The sequence below is a fragment of the Acinetobacter sp. Marseille-Q1618 genome (genome assembly GCF_902809855.1).
Taxonomy (GTDB): Bacteria; Pseudomonadota; Gammaproteobacteria; order Pseudomonadales; family Moraxellaceae; genus Acinetobacter.
This window is the reverse complement of the sequence record NZ_CADDWJ010000002.1, coordinates 307,792-330,782: the sequence shown is the minus strand read 5'-3', so window position 1 is coordinate 330,782 and position 22,991 is coordinate 307,792. Positions and strand designations below refer to the sequence as shown.

20 protein-coding genes and 4 tRNA genes are annotated in these 22,991 nt (G+C 38.9%); 12 read left to right on the top strand and 12 right to left on the bottom strand.

All coding sequences use genetic code 11. The annotated features are described in order from the left end of the window. Window positions 1–233 precede the first annotated feature (233 nt). Both glyS and glyQ read right to left on the bottom strand, forming a co-directional pair. Window positions 234–2,303 (bottom strand): glycine--tRNA ligase subunit beta, encoded by a 2,070-nt coding sequence (gene glyS / locus HUS24_RS08755; RefSeq protein WP_173911690.1) that lies wholly within the window; start codon window positions 2,301–2,303, stop codon window positions 234–236. Then, on the bottom strand, window positions 2,303–3,295 hold the full coding sequence (gene glyQ / locus HUS24_RS08750) for a glycine--tRNA ligase subunit alpha (protein WP_173911689.1): 993 nt from the start codon (window positions 3,293–3,295) through the stop codon (window positions 2,303–2,305). The genes glyS and glyQ overlap by 1 nt, the downstream gene beginning before the upstream one ends. Window positions 3,296–3,440: 145 nt before the next feature. Between glyQ and HUS24_RS08745 the strand changes: the two genes are divergently transcribed. Together HUS24_RS08745 and HUS24_RS08740 are read left to right on the top strand one after the other, a co-directional pair. After that, window positions 3,441–3,995 carry a DUF4303 domain-containing protein gene (locus HUS24_RS08745; protein WP_173911688.1) on the top strand — a complete coding sequence of 185 codons (555 nt, stop codon included), beginning with the start codon at window positions 3,441–3,443 and terminating at the stop codon, window positions 3,993–3,995. A gap of 29 nt (window positions 3,996–4,024) precedes the next feature. After that, the gene (locus tag HUS24_RS08740) at window positions 4,025–4,366 is read left to right on the top strand and encodes a 2OG-Fe(II) oxygenase (RefSeq protein WP_254433836.1); all 342 of its coding nucleotides are present in this window, start codon (window positions 4,025–4,027) and stop codon (window positions 4,364–4,366) included. 3 nt (window positions 4,367–4,369) lie between these two features. On the opposite strand, the gene HUS24_RS17035 is transcribed toward HUS24_RS08740, so the two are convergent. Then, entirely contained in the window at window positions 4,370–4,537 is a 168-nt protein-coding gene (locus HUS24_RS17035; RefSeq protein ID WP_254433835.1) for a hypothetical protein, read from the bottom strand. Then, complete coding sequence (locus HUS24_RS08735; protein WP_254433834.1) at window positions 4,512–4,910, bottom strand: exonuclease; 399 nt, start codon at window positions 4,908–4,910, stop codon at window positions 4,512–4,514. The genes HUS24_RS17035 and HUS24_RS08735 overlap by 26 nt, the downstream gene beginning before the upstream one ends. A gap of 240 nt (window positions 4,911–5,150) precedes the next feature. Here HUS24_RS08735 and HUS24_RS08730 point away from each other — a divergent pair, with 240 nt between their 5' ends. Both HUS24_RS08730 and HUS24_RS08725 read left to right on the top strand, forming a co-directional pair. Further along, window positions 5,151–5,423 (top strand): hypothetical protein, encoded by a 273-nt coding sequence (locus HUS24_RS08730; RefSeq protein WP_254433833.1) that lies wholly within the window; start codon window positions 5,151–5,153, stop codon window positions 5,421–5,423. Between the two features lie 183 nt (window positions 5,424–5,606). Next, window positions 5,607–6,881, top strand: a complete 1,275-nt coding sequence (locus HUS24_RS08725; protein WP_173911686.1) for a hypothetical protein — start codon at window positions 5,607–5,609, stop codon at window positions 6,879–6,881. A gap of 63 nt (window positions 6,882–6,944) precedes the next feature. On the opposite strand, the gene HUS24_RS08720 is transcribed toward HUS24_RS08725, so the two are convergent. After that, window positions 6,945–7,418 (bottom strand): hypothetical protein, encoded by a 474-nt coding sequence (locus tag HUS24_RS08720; protein ID WP_173911685.1) that lies wholly within the window; start codon window positions 7,416–7,418, stop codon window positions 6,945–6,947. 167 nt (window positions 7,419–7,585) lie between these two features. Between HUS24_RS08720 and HUS24_RS08715 the strand changes: the two genes are divergently transcribed. Continuing rightward, on the top strand, window positions 7,586–8,698 hold the full coding sequence (locus HUS24_RS08715) for an HPP family protein (protein WP_173911684.1): 1,113 nt from the start codon (window positions 7,586–7,588) through the stop codon (window positions 8,696–8,698). Window positions 8,699–8,781: 83 nt separating this feature from the next. Here HUS24_RS08715 and HUS24_RS08710 read toward each other — a convergent pair whose 3' ends face one another. Further along, on the bottom strand, window positions 8,782–9,048 hold the full coding sequence (locus HUS24_RS08710; RefSeq protein ID WP_173911683.1) for a PspC domain-containing protein: 267 nt from the start codon (window positions 9,046–9,048) through the stop codon (window positions 8,782–8,784). Window positions 9,049–9,352: 304 nt separating this feature from the next. Here HUS24_RS08710 and HUS24_RS08705 point away from each other — a divergent pair, with 304 nt between their 5' ends. Then, complete coding sequence (locus HUS24_RS08705; RefSeq protein WP_173911682.1) at window positions 9,353–9,976, top strand: hypothetical protein; 624 nt, start codon at window positions 9,353–9,355, stop codon at window positions 9,974–9,976. A 24-nt stretch (window positions 9,977–10,000) separates the two neighbouring features. Here HUS24_RS08705 and HUS24_RS08700 read toward each other — a convergent pair. From HUS24_RS08700 to HUS24_RS08675, 6 genes are all read right to left on the bottom strand, one after another. After that, a tRNA-Lys gene (locus HUS24_RS08700) sits at window positions 10,001–10,076 on the bottom strand. A 286-nt stretch (window positions 10,077–10,362) separates the two neighbouring features. Further along, a tRNA-Lys gene (locus HUS24_RS08695) sits at window positions 10,363–10,438 on the bottom strand. 140 nt (window positions 10,439–10,578) lie between these two features. Then, window positions 10,579–10,654: transfer RNA gene (locus tag HUS24_RS08690), tRNA-Lys, on the bottom strand. A gap of 134 nt (window positions 10,655–10,788) precedes the next feature. Next, window positions 10,789–10,864: transfer RNA gene (locus HUS24_RS08685), tRNA-Lys, on the bottom strand. A gap of 197 nt (window positions 10,865–11,061) precedes the next feature. Further along, window positions 11,062–12,903: a long-chain-acyl-CoA synthetase gene (locus HUS24_RS08680; protein WP_173911681.1), complete on the bottom strand. Its 1,842-nt coding sequence runs from the start codon at window positions 12,901–12,903 to the stop codon at window positions 11,062–11,064. 207 nt (window positions 12,904–13,110) lie between these two features. Further along, on the bottom strand, window positions 13,111–16,632 hold the full coding sequence (locus HUS24_RS08675) for an Rne/Rng family ribonuclease (RefSeq protein ID WP_173911680.1): 3,522 nt from the start codon (window positions 16,630–16,632) through the stop codon (window positions 13,111–13,113). 767 nt (window positions 16,633–17,399) lie between these two features. On the opposite strand from HUS24_RS08675, the gene HUS24_RS08670 reads away from it, so the two are divergent. From HUS24_RS08670 to HUS24_RS08645, 6 genes are all read left to right on the top strand, one after another. Beyond that, on the top strand, window positions 17,400–18,350 hold the full coding sequence (locus HUS24_RS08670; RefSeq protein ID WP_173911679.1) for an RluA family pseudouridine synthase: 951 nt from the start codon (window positions 17,400–17,402) through the stop codon (window positions 18,348–18,350). A 200-nt stretch (window positions 18,351–18,550) separates the two neighbouring features. After that, a complete protein-coding gene (locus HUS24_RS08665; protein WP_173911678.1) occupies window positions 18,551–19,219 on the top strand; it encodes an HAD-IA family hydrolase in 669 nt (222 codons plus the stop codon). Window positions 19,220–19,289: 70 nt separating this feature from the next. Further along, window positions 19,290–19,976 carry a YafY family protein gene (locus HUS24_RS08660; RefSeq protein ID WP_173911677.1) on the top strand — a complete coding sequence of 229 codons (687 nt, stop codon included), beginning with the start codon at window positions 19,290–19,292 and terminating at the stop codon, window positions 19,974–19,976. 77 nt (window positions 19,977–20,053) lie between these two features. After that, window positions 20,054–20,656, top strand: a complete 603-nt coding sequence (locus HUS24_RS08655; RefSeq protein WP_173911676.1) for a glutathione S-transferase family protein — start codon at window positions 20,054–20,056, stop codon at window positions 20,654–20,656. A 596-nt stretch (window positions 20,657–21,252) separates the two neighbouring features. After that, a complete protein-coding gene (gene mhpD / locus HUS24_RS08650; protein ID WP_173911675.1) occupies window positions 21,253–22,050 on the top strand; it encodes a 2-keto-4-pentenoate hydratase in 798 nt (265 codons plus the stop codon). A gap of 38 nt (window positions 22,051–22,088) precedes the next feature. Further along, complete coding sequence (locus HUS24_RS08645) at window positions 22,089–22,988, top strand: acetaldehyde dehydrogenase (acetylating) (RefSeq protein WP_173911674.1); 900 nt, start codon at window positions 22,089–22,091, stop codon at window positions 22,986–22,988. Window positions 22,989–22,991: the final 3 nt, after the last annotated feature.

The window sequence follows — 22,991 nt, the reverse complement described above, 5'->3', positions numbered from 1 at the left end:
AACTTTTTCAATATCACTTGCTGGATTTAAGTTGTTAATAGCTTTTAATAGTGCTGTTTTTCCAGCCTCATTGATACCAACTAATACCGTTTTGATTTTTTCAATCTCAATTTCCCACTATCTAAAATACTTCGATAATTTTGTACATGTACTTTGACTAGTTTCATTTATATCGCTCAAAAGAAAACCCCACTATTTCTAGCAGGGTTTCTATTTTATTTCAAATATTTAGCTTAGTGCTGTAACACCGAAATATCCGCCACAGCTGTAAACAAACCACGCAACTGTGCAAGGATGCGTAAACGGTTTGCTTTCAACTCTGCATCTTCCGCCATGACCATGACATTATCAAAGAACGCATCAATTGGCGCACGTAAAGCAGCCAATTTAGACAGTGCTTCTGTATAGTCTTTCGCAGCCAAAAGTGGTTGAACCACAGGAAGCAGGTTTTGAATCTCGGTATAAAGTGCTTTTTCAGCATCTTCAACCAATTTAGACTCAACGATTTCACCTGTAGGTGCAGCTTCTTTTGCCAAGATATTCGCAACACGCTTATTCGCAGCAGCAAGCGCAGCAGCTTCAGGCAAGTTACGGAAGTGATTTACCGCATTCACACGCTTATCAAAATCTAAAGGAGATTTTGGAGAAAGTGCTTGAACAGCTTGAATTACATCCACTTCTACGCCTTGATCTTCATACTTGGCACGATAGCGACCTTCAAGGAATGCAACGGCATCCGCCAAAGTCTTAGCGTGATCTTTGATCACATCGCCATATGCTGTTAAAGCAAGCTTGATCAACTCTTCAATCGAAACATCAAGATTATTTTCAGTCACTAAACGCAAGATACCAATAGCAGAACGACGTAATGCAAATGGGTCTTTTGAACCTGTAGGTGCTTGACCGATTCCAAAAATACCTGTGAGCGTGTCTAAACGATCCGCAAGAGCGATGGTTGTACCTGTTTTAGTTTTTGGTAAAACATCACCTGCGAATTTAGGTAAATATTGCTCACCTAAAGCTTCCGCAACTTCATTATTTTCGCCTTCAAGACGTGCGTAGTAAGTGCCTGCAATCCCTTGAAGTTCAGGGAATTCACCCACCAATTCAGAGGTTAAGTCACATTTAGCAAGAAGCGCAGCTTTTTCAGCATCAGCAGGTTTTGCACCAGTGATCGCAGACAAAGCCACAGCCAATTTAGCAATACGTGCCGATTTGTCCCAAAGCGTACCTAACTGTGCTTGGAAGACCATATTTGCCAATTTCTCTTTACGAGATGCAAGTGGTTGCTTTTGATCTTGTAAGAAGAAGAATTCAGCATCAGACAAACGAGGACGTACAACTTTCTCATTCCCTTCAATGATTTGAGTCGGATCTTTAGACTCAATATTTGAAACGGTAATGAAATAAGGTTGAAGTTTGTTGTCCGCGTTTATCAAACAGAAATATTTTTGGTTATCCTGCATAGTGGTGATTAACGCTTCCTGTGGCACAGCAAGGAAGCGTTCTTCAAAACTTGCACGAAGCGCAACTGGCCATTCAACCAATGCTGTCACTTCATCACGTAAATCGCTTGGTACAATCGCAATCGCATTCACTTCATCCGCAAGTGCTTTCACTTGTTGGTCGATGATTGCTTGACGTTCTTCAAAAGATGCAACCACATGCGCTGCTTTTAATTTTGCTAAATAGTCATCTGCATTTGTCAAAGTAATCGCTTCAGGTGCATGGAAACGATGACCATAAGTTACATTACCTGCTTTGTGATCTTGAATCGTTGCCTCAATCACATCGTTGTCTTTGAGCAATACCACCCATTTTACAGGACGAACGAATTCAGTACGGCTTGCAGCTGAACGCATACGTTTCGCAATTGGTAAATTATCCAATGCAGTTTGTAAAATTTGTGGCAATAAAACGTCAAGGCTTTGACCTTTGACATCTTTTAAATAACACACTTTTTCAACTTTACCTGCTTGGAAAGTTGAAACTTGATCAACCGTGATGCCTTGACCACGCATAAAGCCTTCAAGTGCTTTGGTTGGTTTGCCGTCGCTATCAAAAGCCGCTTGTTTTGCAGGACCATCAAAACGTTTTTGTGTGTCAGCTTGTGCAGCATCGACATTGACAATTTTTAAAGCCAAACGACGTGGCGCAGCATAAGCTTCGATTGAGTCAAACGCCAAGCCTGCATCATTTAAACCTTTTACAGTTTCAGCTTTTAATGCATCACGTAAAGTTTTTAAGCTTTTTGGTGGAAGTTCTTCACAGCCTAATTCGAACAATACTGTATGTTTAGACATTATTTGCTCTCCTTAGATTCAACTTGCTCAGCTTTTGCATCACTTTCAACTTGTGCCTTTAACTGTGCCAATACTTCATCACGTAAATGTGGTTCAGCCATCGGGAAACCGAGTTTCGCACGAGCCGCCACATAACTTTGCGCGATTGAACGTGCCAAAGTACGCACACGTAAGATGTAACGCTGACGTTCAGTCACTGAAATCGCACCACGTGCATCTAACAAGTTAAAGCTGTGTGATGCTTTAATCACTTGTTCATAGGCAGGAAGTGGAAGTTCAGCTTCCATTAAACGTGTTGCTTCAGCTTCATAGAAATCGAAAAGCTCAAACATTTTTTCAACGTTGGCATATTCAAAGTTATAGGTCGATTGCTCAACTTCGTTTTGATGGAATACGTCACCATAGGTCACAGTACCGAACTGCCCCTTAGTCCAAACAAGATCGTAAACAGAATCTACACCTTGTAGGTACATGGCTAAACGCTCTAAACCGTATGTGATTTCACCTGTTACAGGATAGCATTCAACACCACCGACTTGTTGGAAATAAGTGAACTGAGTCACTTCCATACCATTTAACCAAACTTCCCAACCTAAGCCCCAAGCACCGAGTGTTGGAGACTCCCAGTTGTCTTCTACAAAACGAATATCATGCACCAAAGTATCAATACCAATCGCTTTTAATGAATCTAAGTACAACTGTTGGATGTTGTCAGGGTTTGGCTTAAGTACCACTTGGAACTGGTAATAATGCTGTAAACGGTTTGGGTTTTCACCATAACGACCATCTTTGGGACGGCGTGAAGGCTGAACGTATGCTGCGTTCCATGTTTCAGGTCCAAGCGCACGAAGGAAAGTTGCTGTGTGGAATGTTCCTGCACCCATTTCCATATCGTAAGGTTGTAACACGACGCAACCTTGTTCAGCCCAGTAGTTTTGTAAGGCAAGAATTAAGCCTTGGAATGTATCAATATGCGATATGGCGCGACTCATGCAGCATCCACTATAAGTATTAGAAAAAATTGGTTCTAAGTATAAGGATTTTGGTGGGGAGTGGCAAAGGGTATAGATCAAGTTATACTGTTTTTCATAGTGATCAGAATTAAATCAAATTAGAAAATTAAGTAGGATGTAAGTAATGCAAAATTGGCATGAGGCACAGGTAGATAATTTAACAACAGGTTTGCTAAACGAGTTTGATTATTTGTTAAAGCAAGTCAGAGAAAATAATGACACTATTTATGGTGTGGTAATATGTGTAGATAGTGATATTTTGACTGGCTATTTGGCATTGGGAACAGTTCAAACCAATGCTAAAAAAGAAAAACAATATGCAGATTGGGATTGTAAATGGGTTCCGGGTGAGTGGGAAATTGCAACCGAAACTAATGAAATAGATAATGGCGTAGTTAGTCTTTTCTTGAATGAAATGAGACGACATTATGTCGAAGAAATTGAACCAAAATTTAAAGATAATTTTGATTATACAGAAGAACGTGAAAAAAATTTATGGTTGTTTATGACAGGTTTTAGAAAAGCAAAAGAGATATTACAACAAAAATATAAAGCGGAGCTAAAAGATGCTTTGTTTTATTTATCGATTCCAGGAGATGAAGTATTTGAAAAGGAAACAGCAACAAAATTGAATGAACCATCGGATCTTTTGACAGAGATGATCATGGAAAATGCTTAAAGATGAACAAGGTATTAATGATATTGAATATGCAATGGCTACGCTGGCAAAAAGGTCGGCAACAATCAGGCTATGACAAAATGCTGCTGATTTACAATAAATTAGGCATCGAATTTGACGCCTATTTCCTCCGTTTTCCAAAGAGTTCTGAAATATTACCGCATCGAGATAGCGTTCAATCAGGGCGTCATTTCCGTTTAAATATCATTCTTAAAAAGTCAAAATTTGGGGGTGAGTTTATTTGTGAAAGGCATATTTTAAATACAAACCGAATCAAATTATTCCGTTCAGACTTATATATCCACTCAGTAACAAAAGTCAGTGGTTCAGCACGTTATGTGTTGAGCATAGGATGGATTTCAAAATATTAAAAATCAAAACTTAATCTTCAATCCATAATCCTTTTTCAATGCTAATAATGCTTCTGCATTACCTTTTGCATCATCGACAGGGTGATGCGTATGCGCAGTTTTACGCAAATGTTTAAAACTTTGAAAAGTATCTTTGACTACACCTTTATATAAACTGCCTAAATTTTGCATATAAACTGCCTAAATTTTGCGAGCTAAATCCAAATGGATTGCTGCCTGTAAAATGATGAAAGTACCAACAGACAAACATCCAGTCAAAACCATTATTATCACTGATAAAAATCGGACGGTCTTTGCTGACTTTGGTGATCCATTTGGCAAAGTCTTTCATGACATGTTCGGGATTGTTAAAGCTTAAGGTTTCTTCACGGCTAAAACCTGAAACTGCCAAAGCTTGCGGTATGTAATTGTCTGAAATCGGTTTGAGTAGACCATGAAAATGTTGGTGTAAACCATCCACAACCAACACAGCTCCAAGTGCGATCATCGAGTAATCCCCAGGAATAGGTCCATCTGCTTCGATATCGACCATGATATATGCCATTTATTATTCTCCTTTTATTCTTAAAACTTATAGGCTAATGGATGATATACGATTATGTTTTTGTTTTAGATTGATTTTTGTAATTATTCCATTTGAAAAAGAGCCAAAAAGTAAAAGTTGTTGATCCTGTAAAAATGAAAATTGGATTGAAAATAAATACTGTTTTTAGTTTCAAAAGTTTATTAGGAATCCACTCTTAATATTACCATTCGGGCAATTCAGCAAGATTAAGATGCCTTTATGAACTATACCCGTGAGGATGTATTTGGTTTGGTGTTTTTATTTAACCAAAAGAAAACGGCTGAGCAAGAGCAGGACATGCAAGGATTAACCAATCAAATTTTGGATGCGGCATTGAAAAATAAAGGCAGCTATTATTTGCCTTATCGTTTACATATCAGTCGTGAAAAAATGCGTTCAGCTTATCCGCAAGCAGATGAGTTTTTTGCTTTAAAGGAAAAATATGATGCCGATGAGATATTCAGTAATCGGTTCTATATGCACTATCGTTGATAGTTTTAATTTTAAAGATATTGTTTTTTAATAAAATATTTTAAAATTAAGCAATAACAAAAACTGCGGGCATCAGTTCCAAAAATCATCTCACCATAAAAATGAAGAAAGTATGATGACTTCTTTATTGTTATGTTATAACATTTCTTAAATTTAAATAATACCAACCACTAGGATATAAAAATGTTCACTTCAAAACATTTATTGGCAATTTCATTAAGTAGTATTTTGTTGACTGCATGTGGGGGCGGGTCATCGGATTCATCTTCTAATCCTGAACCTGTAAAACCAACACCAAAACCGACAGAAGTACAGCAAGGGCGCTTGGTGATTGCAAATGCTGATCCAGTCCGACCTTTGCTGTCCGTTTATGATTTAAATGAACATAAAAATATCAATACCACCGCACTCACAGTTGTACCAACCACAATGTATAGCAGTCCAGCTTATCGCTATGCCGTTCTACTTGGACGCACAGATAATGTTGTAAATTTTGTTGATGGTGGTATTTTTAATAAAAACAATACATTGCAAAAAGATAATCCACATCTTTTAGCATATAAACTAATAGGTGCAGCACCGACGCATTATCGTTCGTTTAATGGCTTGGCTACGATTTTCTATGATGGAAATGAAACAGAAAGCTCAAAATTTGAAGCATTTACAGATCAAGATATTGAAAAGCAAAGTGTTGCTAAACAAAGCCTTACTAAAAAACATCATGGTGTTGCAGAACCTCGTGGTGGCTATGTATTGAGTACTTATTTAGCACCTGATTCAGATTTATTGAGTATCGTAAAAAGTTATGAATTACATGGAGATCATTTTCATGTTGATCAAACTTTGAAAAATCCATGTAATAAATTACATGGCGCTAACTCAAATACCGACTATGCAGCTTTTGGTTGTGAGGATGGGGTATTGGTTGTTGAGCAAAAAGGCAATCAATTTATCGACAAAAAAGTACTGATAGATCAGAGAATTAGCACCATTGCAGGACATCAAAAATTAGCTAAATTTGCAGGTTTTGCGTCAGGAACAGGTGATTTATTTATTATTGATCCTAAAAACCTGAATGCAACCAGTTTAAATTGGGCGCAAGGTGCAAAAGAAGCAGATGCTAAAACGCCAGTCAAACGCCTACAACATGTCTTCAATACATCTGGTCAATTTTTGGTTATTTTAGACAGTACAGGCACTTTGCATCTGATTGATACTGCGACATGGACAGTAAAAACAAAATTGAAAGTAATTGAAAATGTCGTACCTGAAGAACTGCTAAAAAGCCGTTTAGTGGCAAATGCCAATACAGATACGATTTTTATCAATGACACACATGCCAAGAAAATTTTAGAAATTGATTTAAAAGCGCTAAAAGTAAAACAAGCCATTCAATTAACAGATGTACCAAATACTTTTACTTGGGTGGGTGCAGTAAATAATTTGGTAAATAAATAACAGAATTAGGCGGATATAGGCAAGACTTTGAATTAAGGAGATCTTTGATCTCCTTAATTTTTTCTAAGATTTGACTTTATTTACAGCACCATCTCGTCGTTTAAGTCCAAGTAAAATTGCCCAGTAACATACCCCAACAAAGACCGTCACAAAATAAAAAATGGGATTTGAAAATAATTTCCAAAAAGGCGTAGGCAATCCGCCCATAAAAATCAAATATCCTATGACTAAGAGTAAAAAGCAGATCAAACATGCGCCCATGATAATGGTAAAGAAATTCAGGTAATTTTTTCGAGCAAGTCCAATAGAAATCGCATAAGCGAATGGCACAATAACGACACAATACATCAGATAAATAATCAGATTAATGCGAATCACCACGACAAAAGCATCTATACCATCATGATAATTTGCAGCGATAAAAGATACCGCAACCAAGACTTGTAAAATAATCGGTGCCAATAATAACGCTTGGTAAATGGTTTTATTACGATAACGAGACATCAGTAAGCTAAAAATCGAGTATATTTTAAGCATGCAAGATTATGCTGATTTAATCAATTTTTATCTGCTTAAGGAAATGAATAACTTGCTTTAAATTTATGAGAAAAACTCATAAATTTAAGATGGATAATAAATACATCTTATAAAAGCAACATCGTATAATTTAGCACTTCTTGATCAGATCACAACAAGGGAATGTCGTGTTTCATACACAACTTGAATGGTTAAATACGCTTAAACCAAATTTTAAAGTCTTGGCTTTTAAAGACCGTTTTCTATGCGGCTTCGGTGCATTGATTGGTCTATTGATTTCATCCTTGATCAGTTGGTATGTCTTGGGTGGATTTAATGCGTGGTATATCGCACCGATGGGTGCATCTTCAGTGTTACTTTTTGCGGTGCCTGCCAGTCCTTTAGCACAACCTTGGAATATGGTGGTTGGTAATACGATTGCTGCGATATTGGGAGTTACTTGTTATTTATTTATTCCAGATTTGACCATTGCCTTTAGTGTCGCAGTATCTTTGGCAATCTTTTGCATGATGAGTAGTGATTCATTGCATCCGCCCAGTGGGGCAGTGGCAATTACTGCGGTATTAGGTGGAGAGAGTCTGCATGAGTTGGGGTATCTGTTTGTATTTTATCCTGTTTTACTTAACTCGATTTTATTAATGATCGTGGCAATTATTTTTAATCGCTTAATAGGAAAACAATACCCACAACAAGCGCAAGTCAATGTACGCTCCAAAGACCCAACACCTACCCAAAAAGTTACCATTCAACCGCATGATATTCAAGAGGTTTTAGATCAGCAAACGGAGCTTTTGGATATTAGTGACTATGATTTACAAAAAATCATTTTGAAAGCACAAGAAAAGGCCAATGCACGTGCTGTAAATCTGTTTTTATGCCAAGACATTATGACCAAAGATGTTGTGAGTTTGTCTGAAAATGAAGAGATTCAAAACGCCTTAGATAAATTTAAGCAGATGAACTTGATGAGTTTACCTGTGACCAATGCAGAGCACCAATTGGTCGGTACGTTGGCATTATATGAAGTTGTGGATTGGTTTAAGCGAGCAGCAGATATGCGGACTTCGTGGGAACATCAAGTCAAACAAATTATGAATAGAAAAGTGGTGACAGTACAACCCAACCAACCGCTTCAAGACTTAATTCCTTATTTTGTAGAGCGTTCTTTTAACTATATCCCAGTGGTGGAAAAACAAAAATTGGTCGGGATTATTAGTCGGGCAGACATGATTGCTATATTACAACAACAAATAAATAGTTTAAAAACTTTAAATGGATAAGCAAATTTGAAGCATAAAAAAACGCTACGGCAGTTTAGGGGAAGTCTGTCGTAGCGGTAAAATAAACTAAAAAATCAGGTTAATTATTTCACTTGATCATCCTGAACGGTGCGAATTGATTGCTGATATGAGTTTGAGTAAGGGGCATTCAGCTGTAAATCTTGTTTAGGAATTAACAGCCATAACACCAAGTAAACGATAATCCCTGGGAACGCTGCACTCATACATGAAACAAGTACGAAAATGATGCGAAGTAATGTTACATTCCAACCAAAGCGCTCAGCAATACCGCCCATTACACCGGCGATCATATTGTGTCGGTTTGAACGATATAAACCAGATTTGGCCATGAATTGTTTCTCCTAAAAATTATTTAAAAAGGAAAATACCTTTGATTTATATATTGGGTGAGGACTTTGTTTTTAAAGTGAAGAAATCACTTAGGATTGTGTATTTTATGTAATTTTAAAAAATCATTTAGCTGATATGCATGAGAAAATCAAGCTACAAGTTATGATGTACTTTTGTAACAATCCATACTGATTAATTTATACAGCTCTTAAAAATAAATATCATAGCGATTATTAAAAAAGCTTAAATTTTGTTGAAAAAATAAGTCTTAGTCTATTGATGATGTGGTTGATGAGTGTGCAAATGCGTCTAATAAAGTATCTTGGGGTTGGGCTATGTGTCTTGCTTAGCGCATGTGACGCAAAGCAATCTGATAGACATACATCTGAAAACTCATTAGAAAACATAATTGCGTCAGATACTCAACCAAAGGCTGAAGAAGGTCGACGTTTAACAGAGGTTGCTGGTCGAACTACTTTGCCAAGTGCGATAGACAACGATAAACCTTCACAGAAAAACCCTTTGTCCAAACAAGCGCAAGCTTATATAGGGCGTTATCACGTTGTGGTTGATTGCACTGAGAAATTTGCGCTTTGTGAAAAAGGCAAAGTTGAGTTTGTGATTAGTTTACTTAAAGATGGTACGTCTCATCGTACATTGGCTTATTTGGGTAAAATGAGTTATGAGAAAAATAAAGGCATTACCAACCGAACGTATCAGCACAATACATGGACTTATAACTCTGAAACACGTCAAATTGAAGTTAAACGTGCAGAAGGGGTAAACTTTTATTATGATGTGACTGCAAATGGCGATCTCGTAATAGATTTAGATAAAATCTATGCCAATAATCAGGTTGAAAATGGGCAATTTAGAGATGGAAGTTATGTCCCTACACAAGAGTATGTATTGAAAAAATTATCTTAAAAAAATACAAAAACATTCATAATGTGGTGGGTTGTGTGGGGTTCGAACCCACGACCAATAGATTAAGAGTCTACTGCTCTACCAACTGAGCTAACAACCCTAAGCGATGTAGCGGAACAAACTTTGTTTAAACGCAAAGGCAAATCTGTGATTGTCTAAGAGTATATGCAAATATCACATTGCTGTTGAGTATAAAAAATCTATAACTTAAAAAGGCGTATTGAGAATACCTTCTTATGTAATTTAGATAAAAGTCTTCAACAGGTCTTGCAGCAAAATTTCGAGAATGGCGAATCAACCGAAAAGGTTGGTTTGTCTTGGTCGGAACTTGTAGGTTTCATTTCATTATACGCTGAAAAGCGATAGAAAGAAGCCCTAAGAAAGAATGGTGGGTCGTCCGCGATTCGAACGCGGGACCAACGGATTAAAAGTCCGCTGCTCTACCAGCTGAGCTAACGACCCTGAGTGAGGATTAACGAAACAAGGTTTCGTCCGAACGCAAGAGAAAATCTGTGATTTTCTATGGATATATGGAAATATCACATTTTGCTTTGTCGGAAATTATCCTGGCAGGTTTTGTAAAATTAGATTCTACAAGTAAATGGTGGGTCGTCCGCGATTCGAACGCGGGACCAACGGATTAAAAGTCCGCTGCTCTACCAGCTGAGCTAACGACCCTGAACGAAGCTTAGTAAATTTAAAAAATACTTTAAATTCACCCGAGTGCAAGATAAAATCTAAGATTTTTATAAGCTTATAACAACTTATATTTGCAGTATCGGATTAAGATCCTTTTCAAGTCAAAACAATAATGGTGGGTCGTCCGCGATTCGAACGCGGGACCAACGGATTAAAAGTCCGCTGCTCTACCAGCTGAGCTAACGACCCATAAGTATTTCAGTTTTCACTGTCATACATGGTGTTTTATTGGAAATAAAACACTACTTTGTTTTGATGGTGCGTATTTTAGCAAGTTATTGATAGAGCGCAAGCAAAAATTAATAAAGTTTGCAACGTTCGGTTATAAATAACACAATTTGAAGCATTATTTGCTCAAAAAATGCATTTATTCCCGAACTTCAGCATTAGAAGCGATATTTATAGGCTTCAATATTCTCGCAAATCTCGTCGTTTATTTCACAATAACGATTTTCACCAGGTAAAAGCACATATAAACGATCAGACGTTTTTTTCGGGTCGTAAGCCTGTTCTTTTAGTTTGTTTTTTTGATACTTGAACGTACCTGTGGTTTCCATTGCTTCTTGGATGCGTAAAAATACTGGAACGGCATATGAGGGTAGCCCTTTTTTAAACTCAGTGACCATGTCGATGAGGTCTTGCTCATTGAGTGCTTCACCTTCGTTTAAAGTAATCGCTGCCATGCCTGCACGACCATTGGTATTGGGAATTTCGACCCCATAGACAACTGCTTCTGTGATTTTGGCATATTCACTGACGATGTTTTCAACCTCAGTCGTGGACACATTTTCACCTTTCCAACGGAATGTATCCCCTAAGCGGTCTACAAATTGTGCATGACGGAAGCCGATATCTCGTACCAAGTCACCTGTAATAAAGTATGAATCTCCTTTAGTGAAAACATTTTTCATAATCACAGATTTATTCTTTTCTGGATCTGTATAACCATCGAAAGGTGAACGCTTGGTAATTTTACCCAGTAATAAACCAACTTCACCTTTTTTAACTTTGATACATTGACCTTTTTTATCTCGTACAGGCTCGTTTTTTTCTTTATCAAATTCAATAATTGCATAAGGAATCGGAGAGAAACCTACAGTATTGTCAAAGTTAAAGATATTGCTAAAGCCAACATTGCCTTCGCTTGATGCATAGAGTTCTAATATTTCTTGAACACCAAAACGTTGTTTAAACTTACTCCAAATATTAGGACGCATGCCATTCCCAATCATTTTGGTCACACGATGGTCACGGTCAGCTTTTGATGCAGGCGCATCCATTAAATAACGGCAAAGCTCTCCAACATAACCAATAGCAGAGGCATTAAATTTTTTAACATCTGTCCAAAAGGCTGAGGTTGAGAATTTACGACGAATTGCTAAGGTTGATGCACCTGCAAGTACGCCACACCAACATACCACCATGCCTGTTGCATGATAGAGCGGGAGGGTGCAGTACATCACATCATCTTCGTTGAGATTGAGTACGTGTCCATAAGTCCCAAAAGCCAACATCCAACGACTATTGGTGAAAATCACAGCCTTTGGTAAACCTGTCGTGCCAGAGGTATAGATATAGAACAATCCATCTTTGCCTGTGACTTTTTGAGTGGTTGGAACGTTAAATTTTGGAAAATCATTAATTACTTTTGCGAGATTGATATAGGCTTTTGGTGCTTGACCTGCATCTTTAAGGGTTTCTTGGTCTGCAAACCAGTGAAAACGATCCTCTGCAATATTGAGGTCTTGGCGGATATCGTCGACTGCGGCGCGACATTCTTCACCAACAATAATCGCGATCGGGTTCACAAGGTTAATACTATGCGCAAGAACTTTACCGACTTGTGAAGTATTGACCAATGCAGAAGTTACCCCAATTTTTGCTAAAGCAATTACGGTGGCAATCAGTTCTGAACGGTTTTCAATCATCACTGCGATAACATCGCCTTTTGATGCACCGATCGATAAATAATAGTGAGCAATTTGGTTTGCCCAATTATTTAGCTCTTTATAACTAAAACGTTGATCCTCAAAAAGTAAAGCATCTCCATAAGGATTACGTTTGACCGCACGCTCAAACGCTAAACCCAAACCAGAAGGGGTTTTAGGTGTGCGTAAATAAGCCTGTTTTAATCCAGTCAGTAAATTGGGTACTTTATTGAGAAATTGGGGTAATCGTGCTGCGACATCGGTGATCCCAATAAGATCATTTTGTGTATTTGCGCTCATAAGCATCCTATTTATTTTTCGTAATCCAATAAGGTCTATTCTATTTGCGAGTGACTTTACATAAATTTTACAGTTGTCCTTTTAATGGTATAGCGCTAGAGCAATCAACCTAATTTGACAAAACTTATAAAAATACCAGTTAAAATAGCAAAAAAACCTAGTCATCGAAATGACTAGGTTCTTTGAAATCACCCGCAATTCTGCAAGTTATTCAGTTGCAGGTGGTGGGGTTTTCTTCGGTGGACGGCCACGAGGACGGCGTGGACGTGCTGGTTTTTCACCATCGGCTTTTTCAGCCTCGACATCGCTTTCAGCTTTTTTACTGGTTTTTTCTACACGTGTAGAGTCTTCAGTTTCAAGTGCTAAGTCTTGTTGAGCTTTGGCTTTGCTTTGTGGTTTTTCAGCAACTTCTGGTGTTGCTTCAACTGCTTTTTCCTCAGCTTTTCCTTCAACTTCAGGTGTAGTTTCAACCGCAGTCGTTAGCTCAGCGACAGAAACATTTTCTGTTTGTAGGGCAATATCACTTTGCGTTGTTGCTACAGGTGTTGTTGCTTCTACAGCACTGTCAATAACAGCTGTTTCTTCAATTGCTGTAACTGTTTCAGGTGCAATCACTTCAACAGACTCAGCTACAGGTTGTGCAGTTGTTTCAGTTTCAACCGCTTGCTTTTGTTCCACATGTGCTTGTTTTGCTTGTTCAGCAGCAAGTTTCGCTAAACGACGGCGTTCACGTGGGTCATTGGCGACACGTTTGTCTGATACAGGTTTTGGCGGTGTCAAATCTAACACTGGCGCTGGTTCTGTTTCAGGTGCTGCTTTACTAATTGCAACATCACGCGTTACGGATTTTTTCTCTACAGGTGCAGCAGTTTTTTCAACCTGTAAAGTAGCTGCATACTCATCCGTGAACTTTTGGAGCGCACGATTAAATGTTGGAATTAAACCAAACTGTTCAATCAGTACAGCACAATCTTCACCATAAACATGACGGATAAGACTGATGATCGTGTATTGACCTAAAGTTGGCACTTGTGATGGTGTCAGTTTAGGTGTTTCTGATGCAGTAATAGTCACAGTTTCACGTTGTTGACGGCGACGCTGACGTGGGTCATTGCTTGCACGTCTGACAGGTTGATTTGCTTGTTCAGTTTGTTGTTCTGACACAAGTGGCATTTCAACTTTTTCTACAACAGGTGCTGCTACTTCTTGAGCCACAGCTTTTGCAACTTCAGTTTTTGCGACTGTAGTCGGTGCTGTGATTTCTTTACTAACAGTGGTTACTTGTTGTTGTGGCGCTAAAGCGATAATCTCACTTTGTGCTTGATCCACATTCACAACCAATGCAGTGGTCATGGTTTCATTGCGAGGTGCATCAACCAAGTCCACTTTAATGCTTGCTGTTTTTTCTACTGCTTTGGTTTCTTCAGCAACAGCTTGTGGGTTTTGGTTCGCTTCATCATTGAACACGCTTGCATCACGATGGCGATTTGGGCGGTTTGGTCGTTGATGATTGTTGCGATCACGACGTGGAACAGTTTGTTCCTGTGTGTCCGCAGCTTGTTCGTGTTGAGGACGCTGCTGTTTTGATTGACGGCGTTGCTCTTGACGTTGCTCACGTTGTTCTTGGCGCTGTTCATGACGTGTGCTTTGAACAACTTCTTCAATCACTTGATTTTGTTCATGTGACTGTTCACGTGCTTCTTTGTGCTTGTTGTTATTACGCTTTTTGTTGTTGCGTTGCGATTTTTCATCTTTCTCAAACGCTTTTTCAGCATAATCGCGTTGTTCATTTTTTTGAACAGGCGTATGGCTTAGATAAGCATTGGTTTCTGCAACCGCACGTTGTGGTTCAGCAGCAGTAGCGACAACTGCAGTATTGACATGACCAAATTGACCACGACTGACAGCACCACCATTCACCATTTGTTCAATCGCAGCAGCGGCGTTGTTTGCCGTACGTGATTGATCAATTGTGCTGGCTTGTTTTTGTACAAACAAGTTTTCTAACCAAGCGCATGGGCTAGATGATGGTTGTGCAACTTGGGTTTGTACAGCCTGCTGCGGTTTTTGTTGTTGAGCTTGCGCTACGTTTGGCTTTCTATTGCCATTGCCTTGCTTATGATTTTGCTGTTGTGTTGGCACAGCTTGATTTTGTTGAGCAGCTTGTTGCTGTTCTTCTTCTAAGTGCCATTCAGAAGACTCATAACCTAACTCTTTTTCGCTCGAACGTGTTGCTTCTGTACGTTCATAGCTTGTCGGTGCAAAGCCTTCAGGATTATACGAAATTTCGTAATGTGGGGTTTCTAAATGTGGATGTGGCAATACTGTCACACGGACATTTGAAGTTTGCTCTAAATAAACAAGGCTATGGCGTTTTTCATTCAATAAGAATGCTGCGATTTCAACAGGTACTTCAACTTGAACTTCACCATGACGCTCACGAAGTGCAATTTCTTCCACTTTACGCATGATAGAAAGAGAAAGTGAGCGTAAGTCACGTACCATACCTGTGCCATGACAGCGTGGGCAGACATAACCTGTTGCTTCTTCAAGCGATGGGCGTAAGCGTTGACGGCTCATTTCCATTAAACCAAAACGTGACAATTGACCGAATTGGATACGGGCACGGTCACTTTGAGTCGCTTCACGAAGTTTTGCTTCAACCATACGTTGGTTGCGTTCTTTGGTCATGTCGATAAAATCGATCACCACTAAACCACCAATATCACGTAAACGCAGTTGGCGAGCAATTTCTTCAGCAGCTTCTAAATTGGTGCTGAGCGCTGTTTCTTCCACATCATGACCACGAGTTGATTTCGCAGAGTTAATATCGATTGAAACCAATGCTTCAGTTTGGTCGATGACAATAGAACCACCAGAAGGAAGTTTAACTTCACGCTCATAAGCGGTTTGGATTTGACTTTCGATTCCAAAATGGGCAAATAAAGGCTCATTAATAGTATAGGTTTTTAATTTGTCTAATTGATTTGGCATCACTGCTTTTACGAAGTTATATGCTTCGTTATAAGCTTGCTCAGAATCAATTAAAATTTCTGCAACATCATCACGTAAATAGTCACGAATCGCACGTGTTACGACACCTGCTTCTTGGTGTACCAACATTGGAGATGGACCAGAGTTTGCTGTACTTTGGATTTGCGCCCAAAGATCAAGCAAATGTTGTAAATCAAGTTGTAATTCTTCTTGAGTACGACCAATACCTGCAGTACGGACGATTACACTCATACCACGAGGAGTATTGAGCGACGCTAACATTTCTTTGAGTTCTTCACGAACTGAACCAGAAATTTGACGGCTGATACCACCACCTTTCGGGTTGTTTGGCATGAGAACTAAATAGCGACCTGCAAGCGAGATATAAGTAGAAAGCGCAGCACCTTTATTGCCACGTTCTTCTTTTTCTACTTGTACTAATAGCTCAGTGCCTTCAGTAATCAGTTCACGAATATTTGAAGTTTGGCGAGGGTCTGCTTTGTAGTAAGAGTTGGCAATTTCACGCATCGACAAGAAACCTTGACGACCTGCACCATATTCTACAAATACAGCTTCTAATGAAGGCTCTACACGCGTCACGTGACCTTTGTAGATGTTGGCTTTCTTTTGTTCACGCGTGCGATTTTCTAAGTCAAAATCGTAAAGGCGATGACCAGTGATAAGTGCAACGCGAATTTCTTCGGCATGTGTTGCATTAATCAACATACGTTTCATGGGGGTAACACCTAATAGTGATCCACACCAACAACTCGCTGTTTTCGTCTAACAAACACCATAGCTTAGAAATACATTATTGATTTTGAATAAATCTTAATGTGTCTAAAGATGATTTGCCTGCCTGTGAATAGGCGGGGAATTACACCTGTTTTGTGATGTTGCAGTACTACTTTAACCTTTGCACGATTAAAGCTTTTGAGCCTTTCACTGGCACTGAAAAAGTGGTGCATTGGATGACATTTATCTTGTCTTTCACTGTCACATTGCTCGAAGATCAACTCGTCTTATTTGAGATAGAGTATGTCTTGATACGGAATTATCATCGTATCTTTACAAATTGTGCAGTTCCAATACCTCAAACACTTATGTCCTGAAATTACTCGAGCGACTTGTCTGATGTGTATCAGTTTATGTTTAAAAGCCAACATAGGCGTTGGCATCATATTTTTTTAAACAAACTGATTTATGTACTTTAAGTACAATTAAACGCAACAGTCTGTCATTTTGCCGATATAATAAGCCTTCGGCGTCGGCATATTCTTTTGGGACCATTCCGAGCTTTGGGTGAGTCGTCATTTCATTTGTATTTTCAAAAACTTTTGAAACAATAAAATGAGTATTTCACTTACGGTGGTATCCGTGCGCTGACTATAGCAAACCTTACATCATCTGCCTATGGGCTATACTGCTATTTTGTATGAAAAGTATAGTCTAAATGATCAGTTTTTAATCAAATTTTCGTTTTTATTGGGTCTTTTAACTGTATGAATTCTACGCAACAATGGCAAAGTGTAACTTGGTTTGAAGTGGATGAACACCAAGCTGAGCAACGTATTGATAATTTCTTATTTAGTCGTTTAAAAGGCGTTCCGAAAAGTCGTATTTATCGTCTAATTCGTGAAGGTCAGGTTCGTATCAATAAAAAGCGTGTCAAAGCTGAAACCAAGCTTGCCATCGGGGATCAAATCCGTGTTGCACCGATTCGTTTTGAACAAAAAGATGAGTCTGCTGCGCCAGTGTCGGATAAAGTTGCACAAAGTCTACTGAGCCGTGTGGTTTATGAAGATGAAGGTTTAATGGTGGTAAATAAACCTTCAGGTATCGCAGTACATGGTGGTAGTGGTGTGGCTTATGGTTTGATCGAAGCTTTACGTGCCGCAACAGGTAAAAAGTATCTGGAACTGATTCATCGTATTGACCGTGATACATCGGGCTTGGTGATGATCAGTAAAAAGCGCAGTACTTTGAAAAATCTACAAGATTTATTGCGTGAACATAAGATTCAAAAAACCTATGCAGCAATTGTTAAAGGTCAGGTGAGTTTGGATAACCAATTGATTGATCAGCCTTTATTGCGTTATGAGCTTGCCAATGGTGAACGGAGGGTACGTGTGTCAAAAGATGGTAAAGAATCTAAGACACAATGGAAAGTTGCAGAACGATTTATGCATGCAACCTTGGTTTATGCGTCACCGCTTTCAGGGCGTACCCATCAGATTCGTGTGCATGGTTTAAGTATTGGTCATCCACTTGTAGGTGATGATAAGTATGGTCATGAAACTGAATATCGTGGACCAAATCCACGTCGTTTATGTTTGCATGCGATGCGTTTGGAAATTCCAGGTTATGAGATTATTGAAGCGCCTTTACCTGAGGATATGCAGAGTTTGGTGGCACAGTTAAGAGCGCAAAAAGCGGATAAACCTGTTGCTTAATCAATAGTTTTTTGAAAATTTTTTAACTCTCCCTCTTGCACAACTTCGTTGCTCATCTCCTGAAAGGAGAGGGGGAGTAATTTTAAAATTGATCATTTGGTTGAACAATGAAAGCTTCCCTCTCCTTTTTTAAAGGGAACTTGCGCAGTATTTCTGCTCAGGGTGAGGATTTATAACAAAGTAAAATATGGGAATTTATTATGCAAAAACCTATAGAACTGATTGTTTTTGATTGGGATGGAACGTTATTCGATTCTGTTGGGCGAATTGTGGCGAGTTTACAGTTTGCTGCGCAACAATTTGAACAACCGTTAACAGACGATGCTGCCAAAAGTATTATCGGTTTAGGTCTGCCTGAAGTTGCTCAGATTTTATTTCCCAAAGTGCCTGAATTACATGATGATATTTTAAAATGCTATAGCGATCATTATATAGAACATTCAAAGGATGATCAGTGGTTCACAGGTGTGGCGGAAATGCTGCAAGACTTAAATGAGCAAAATATTAAATTAGCAGTCGCAACAGGCAAAAGTCGTAAAGGATTAGACCGCGTTTTAGGGCAAACCAAGAGCCGTGATTTGTTTGCAGTGACACGAGCAGCCAGTGAAACCAAATCAAAACCAGATCCTTTAATGTTGTCTGAAATTTTACAATACACGGGTGTACAGGCTGAACGTGCCATTATGGTGGGTGATACCTCTTATGATCTGGAAATGGCAAAAAATATTGCTATGCCAAGTATCGGTGTAAGTTATGGTGTCCACAGCATTGAGGTTTTGCAAAGCTTTCATCCGTTGAATATTGCGCATGATGTGGGTGCATTGCATCAATTTTTAAATCATCATGTGAATGCCTCTGAGGTTGCTTAATTTTTTATTTTGAATCAAGCATGCGTATAAGGATGTATGCAATTCCCATACTGAATAACAAGAATTTTTTATGAGCCGTTCCATTCGATTACTCAATTTATTACAGATATTACGTGAACAGCGTTATCCAATTACGGCGCAACAACTTTCTGAACAATTGGAAATTAGTGTGCGTAGTGTTTATCGAGATATTGAAAGTTTACGTGAACAAGGTGTCAATATTGAAGGCAGTACAGGTTTAGGTTTTCAGCTCAAAGAAAACTTTTTATTACCTCCGATGAGCTTGAATGAAACCGAAGTAGAAGCCGTGTATTTGGCATTGCAATGGGTAAAGTCGATTCCAGACCAAGCATTAAAACAGGCATCACATGCTGTATTAAGCAAATTAAAAGCCGTGTTACCTGCACAAAAACAAGAATTTTTAAATGATACTTATTTGAAGTCTATTCATTATTGGCTGGAGGTTGATCAAAATATTGTGGAGCAAGTACGCCTTGCGATTCGTCTACAAGTAAAGATTCAAATCCATTATATAGATGAACAGCAACACGTGTCACAGCGACAATTGTGGCCATTTGCTTTGGGATATTTTAATGACAAAATGCTGCTCGCAGCATGGTGTGAGTTACGTGAAGATTTTCGTAATTTTCGCTTGGATCGTATTCAAAAACTACAACTGACAGAGCAACATTATCCTCAATTTAAGCGACATTTATTTCAACAATGGTGTCAGCAAGAAGTTTTCAATTCAAAATAAATTAAGTCATAGATTCCTGACAAAAACTGACACAGCCACATTTTATTCTCAAAACACAATAAACAGAGGGTAGAACAATGGCTTTAACCTTATATACAAATACACAGTCTCGTGGTGTAGTGGTGGATTGGCTCATTCTTGATCTAGGCATAGCGGTTGAACGTAAGGAAATCGCTTATGGTACAGAAATGAAATCGCCTGAATTTCTTAATATTAATCCCTTTGGCAAAGTACCAGTATTGGTGGATGGCGATGTAGTGGTGTATGAGTTGGATGCAATTTGTGCCTATTTAGCGGATAAGTTTTTTGATAAAGGATTAGCACCTGCGCTCGATGATCCTAAACGCGGTTTGTACTATCGTTGGTTGTTTTTTGCTGCAGGACCTTTTGCAGCAGCATCGGATAATCAGCATTTACAGGTAAATGTCACAGCCGAACAAAAAATGTTTATGGGGTATGGTGATTATGCGGATACCTATCAAGCACTTGTGAAAGGTCTGTCGCAGGCAAGCCCATATTTGTGTGGTGAACAATTTACGGCTGCTGATATTAGTTTAGGTGCAATGCTCATGTGGCAATTGAAGATGGGATATCTCAAATCTCATCCTGCGATTGAGCGTTATGTGGAAGCCATCCAGCAACGTGAAAGTTTTCAGAAAAATTCTACGTTATTTGGTTAATCATTGATTAAAAATAGAAAAACTGTGTTATTAAAAAATAGCACAGCTTTAAATTTATCGAATTTTAGAGATTTGGATATTAGATTTGAATGATTAAAAAATGAAATGTAGTCGCTATTTTTTTGAAATTAAAGAGCATTTTGTGTACTCAATGCGCTGATTCTATTATTGCTGAAATGTCTATATCCAGTATTTTAAGTAAACGGTTTTGTGATTAATTTTGATACCCTCCATTAGCTTTTAGTCGTAGATTGAAAATAGGTAATATTCTTGATAAAAAGCAATTCTGACTAAAAAGGTTGCTTTTGTTGTTGATTTTTAAGGCATGTTTTGCTCGCTTAAATATATAACGAAGATTTATAGGTTATAGCTATAGTTATAAATAAAATAAGTATTGGCATCATTACGCCATTTTCCCTGATTCTTAGACTGTTAATTTGTAGGTCTATAAAAGTACACGTTTTAAATAGATGGTAGAGCAAATTTCAACACTGTTCAGGTCAAGATGAATCCAAGCACTACGAGATGAATCTTACTCAAAACAATACACCATCTAAAACGCTATACGTCTATTTTTGCAGTTTAAGGAAATATTGATGTCGAATTCTGCTGTTGTTGAGTCAGTTGCGCAAGCATTACGTGATGCTGAATTATCAAAAACTGCGATCGCACCGATTCGCCCACAACTTGGTGGTGAGAGTGCCGATGTAGATATCGCTTATGCAGTACAGGAAGTCAATACTGAACGTGCATTGACTGAAGGTCGTCGTTTGGTTGGTCGTAAAATCGGTTTAACTTCTAAAGTTGTACAGGCTCAGTTAGGCGTGGATCAACCCGATTTTGGCATGTTGTTTGCGGATATGGCATTTGGTGATGGTGAGGCGATTCCTGCGGGTTTACTGATTCAACCCAAAGTAGAAGCTGAAATTGCGTTAATTATCAATAAAGATTTAACTCAAAAAAAACATACCTATGCAGACATTATCAGTGCAACTGAATATGCTTTGCCTGCGGTTGAGGTTGTAGATAGCCGTATTGAAAACTGGAAAATCTCACTGATTGATACGGTGGCAGATAATGCTTCTTCTGCTGCCTATGTGTTGGGTTCTAAGCCTGTGAAACTTGAAAACCTTGACCTCGTGAATTGCAAAATGACTATGACCCGTGCAGGTGAAGTAGTTTCTCAAGGTGTGGGTAAAGCCTGTCTTGCAAATCCACTCAATGCAGCAGTGTGGCTTGCCGATGAAATGGTACGTCGTGGTCGTCCACTTTTGGCAGGCGACATCATTTTAACAGGTGCGCTTGGTCCAATGGTTGTGGCACATGCAGGCGATGAATTTGTTGTAGAAATCGAAGGTTTTGGTTCAGTGACTGCAGCTTTTGCAGCGGAATAAACTTGAATTTTACAACGTATAGTGAAGAGATATTGTTCATGAAAAAGATTAAATGTGCATTGATTGGTCCGGGAAATATTGGTACGGATTTACTTTATAAATTACAACGTAGCGAATTTTTAGAACCTGTGTGGATGGTGGGAATCGACCCGACATCTGAAGGTTTGGCACGTGCGGCAAAAATGGGCTTAAAAATCACAAGCGATGGCGTTGATGGTTTATTGCCACACGTTTTAGAAGATGACATCAAAATTGCTTTCGATGCAACGTCGGCTTACGTACATGCTGAAAATAGCCGTAAACTGAATGAGCTTGGCGTACAAATGATTGATTTAACGCCTGCGGCAATCGGTCCTTTCTGTGTACCCCCTGTGAATCTTGCAGCATTGCTGGAAGCAGGTGATTTGCCAAACGTGAACATGGTGACTTGTGGTGGTCAAGCGACCATTCCGATGGTGGCTGCGATTTCACGTGTTCAAGCTGTTGAATATGGCGAGATCATTGCCACTGTATCGACTAAGTCTGTGGGGCCAGGAACACGTAAAAATATTGATGAATTTACACGTACTACTGCGGGCGCAATTGAAAAAGTTGGCGGTGCAAAAGCGGGTAAAGCGATTATCATCATTAACCCTGCTGAACCACCACTGATGATGCGTGATACGGTACATTGCTTAGTGGAAGGTGAGCCTGATCAAGCAGCGATCACTGAATCTGTCTATGCCATGATCAAAGAGGTACAAAAATATGTACCGGGTTATAAACTAGTGAATGGCCCTGTCTTTGATGGTAATCGTGTTTCAATGTTCTTAGAAGTTGAAGGCTTGGGTGATTATTTACCAAAATATGCAGGCAACCTTGACATCATGACCGCAGCCGCAGCACGTACTGCTGAGATGTTTGCAGAACGTTTGATCGCTAACCAAGTAGACGCATAAGGA